This window comes from Geobacter hydrogenophilus (genome assembly GCF_018501225.1).
Taxonomy (GTDB): Bacteria; Desulfobacterota; Desulfuromonadia; order Geobacterales; family Geobacteraceae; genus Geobacter; species Geobacter hydrogenophilus.
Genome location: NZ_JAHCZI010000026.1, coordinates 1 through 2,191 on the forward strand (window position 1 = coordinate 1; position 2,191 = coordinate 2,191).

General features: G+C 57.9%; 2 protein-coding genes. Both read left to right on the top strand.

Translation table 11 applies throughout. The features are described 5' to 3' along the window. Positions 1–117 precede the first annotated feature (117 nt). Complete coding sequence (istA, locus tag KI811_RS18350; RefSeq protein ID WP_214187915.1) at positions 118–1,353, top strand: IS21 family transposase; 1,236 nt, start codon at positions 118–120, stop codon at positions 1,351–1,353. Further along, on the top strand, positions 1,341–2,120 hold the full coding sequence (gene istB / locus KI811_RS18355) for an IS21-like element helper ATPase IstB (RefSeq protein WP_214187916.1): 780 nt from the start codon (positions 1,341–1,343) through the stop codon (positions 2,118–2,120). Before istA ends, istB begins: the two co-directional genes overlap by 13 nt. The last annotated feature ends 71 nt before the right edge of the window (positions 2,121–2,191 follow it).

Sequence of the window (2,191 nt, forward strand, 5' to 3'; positions counted from 1 at the left end):
TGTCACTGGTAATGCAATAATGGCCCAAAAGCGGGAATGAAAAGTGTACCACCCTGGGACCTATGGTATCCCTCTCTCAAGAAGGGAGGGATGCCGATGATTTCCACGGAGGTGTACATGGACATTATTGCTTTAAAACGCCAAGGTCACAGTCTTCGCTGGATTGCCAGGAAGCTCGGTATCCACCGCAAGACCGTCAAGAAACACCTGGAAAGCAACTCCTTTCCAGCCTATACCCGCAAGACTGTCAAACCGTCGATTCTCGAACCGTATCACCAGGTGATCCGGGATTTCCTCGACGAGGACGACTACCAGGCCACCTGGATCTTTGAGCGGCTCAGGCGCATGGGCTACGCCGGCTGTTACGACACCGTCAAGGTGTTTGTCCGCTCCATCAAGGAGCAGAAGTGCCGGATCGCCTATACCCGCTTCGAGACGGAGCCGGGTCTCCAGGCCCAGGTGGACTGGGGTGATTTCAAGATCGTGGACAGCTCTGGCCAAACCACCACGGTCTATGCCTTTGTCATGGTCCTTGGGTTCTCACGGGCCATGTATGTCGAGTTCGTCGAGCGCTGCACGATGGAGACCTTCATGGACTGCCACCTGCGGGCATTCCGGCAGCTTCGGGGCGTGCCTGCCGAGATCCTCTACGACAACATGAAGCACGTTGTCGTGGGCCGCGAGAACGGCAAGCCAACCTTCAACGTGGAGTTCCTCCATTTCTCCAAGCACTATGGGTTTACGCCTCGGCTCTGCCCGCCCTACAGCCCCTGGGTCAAGGGGAAGGTGGAGCGCCCCATGGATTACCTGCGGGAGAGCTTCTGGCGAGGCTATCTCTACCGCTCCCTCTCCCGGGCCAATGAGGATGTCGGCACCTGGATTGCCGAAACGGCTCACCAGCGGATTCATGGAACCTACCGGCAACAGGTGAGCTTTCGGTGGGAGCAGGAGATCCCCCATCTGGGTCTGCTTCCCGCTTCAGATTACGACACCTCGCTCAAGTTTTTCCGCAAGGTGTACAAGGATTGCCTGATCTCCTTTGGCGGCAACCGCTACTATGTCGCTCCACAGGTGGTCGGCAAGAAGGTGCTCCTCAAGGTCAAGAACGGCATCATCCGCATCTATCACGACGCGGAGCTCCTCGGCACCTACCAGATTCCGGAGGGTAAGGGGCAGGCCATCGGTATCCCGCCACGACCATCCCGGACGTCCCAGCAGATGCCACGCTACGGGCGGGACAAGGGGAAGGCGACCCGAGGTCTGGTCACTAAAACCCTCTATCCCGAGGTCTATCGGCGTCCCCTTGCCGAGTATGACCGTTACGCCGCCGGAGGTGTCTCATGGAGCAACTGACCTTTGATCGCCTCCAGGACAATCTCAAGCGGCTGAAGCTGTTCAAGGCGGTGGAGATCCTCGACGATGTCGCCACCCTTTCCCAGGCCAACGGCGGCTCCTACCTCTCCTTTCTCGACCAGCTCCTGGAGGAAGAGGTGGCGGCCAAGGACAAGCGCCGCGTCGATACCGCCATGAAGATCGCCGGCCTTCCCATGGCCAAGACCATCGAGGAATATGACTTCACCTTCCATCCCCATCTGGACAAGAAGTCGGTCATGGAGCTCTTTGACCTGACCATCCTCTCCAAACACGAGAATGTGATCTTCCTCGGCCCGCCGGGAGTGGGCAAGACCCATCTGGCCATCGCTCTGGCCATCAAAGCCTGCTACCACGGCTTCAGGGTCTATTTCACCACCATGCACACCCTGATCGCCAAGCTCAAGGAGAGCCAGGCCAAGGGCAAGGCCTATCTCAACTCCAGCCTCGTCATCGTCGATGAGGTCGGCTATCTACCGGTCACCAGCCAGGAGGCGTATCTCTTCTTTCAGTTCGTCACCTACCGCTACGAGAAGAGCTCGACCATCATCACCTCGAACAAGAGCTTCTCCGACTGGCAGGAACTCTTTGGCGATCCGGTCATCGCGTCGGCCATCCTCGATCGGCTGCTGCACCACTGCCGGGTGATCAACATCAAGGGCCACAGCTACCGGCTCCAGGGTCATGCCTTCGCCAAGCAACTCTCCCAGAAAGGAGGTGACTCTACGATTTCCGCTTCCCCGGATTGAGAAGTTCTCTCCCAGGGAGTGGTACACTTTTCAATTCCCGTAACTGGTACACTTTTACGTTCCCATTGACA